Source organism: Lacinutrix cladophorae (assembly GCF_053604645.1).
In genome coordinates this window covers 1-233 of the sequence record NZ_JBSHNR010000005.1, presented here as the reverse complement: position 1 = coordinate 233, position 233 = coordinate 1, and the positions used below count along the sequence as shown (strand labels likewise).

Below are 233 nucleotides of genomic sequence, written 5' to 3'. Positions count from 1 at the left end.
TCCGTTCCTGTTGTTACTGTTGTTTCGTCTCCGTTAACATCGGTAATTACAACTTCTACTCCTTCTATTCCTTCTTCTCCTGGATCTTGTACTCCATCGCCGTTAAGATCTTCGAATACAACTCCACTTAAATCTCCAACTACTGGTGCATAACCATCATCGGTTGTTGCTGTTTCAACTCCTTCTAATACGGTTACTGTTTCTGGATCTGAAGTTCCTGTTGTTAAAGTATC

The 233-nt window shown here is 40.8% G+C and carries 1 protein-coding gene; it reads right to left on the bottom strand.

Going from position 1 to position 233, the window contains the following annotated elements:
• Nucleotides 1–233: SdrD B-like domain-containing protein (locus tag ACVC3Y_RS00025; RefSeq protein WP_452225701.1), on the bottom strand; the 233-nt coding region annotated here is incomplete at both ends.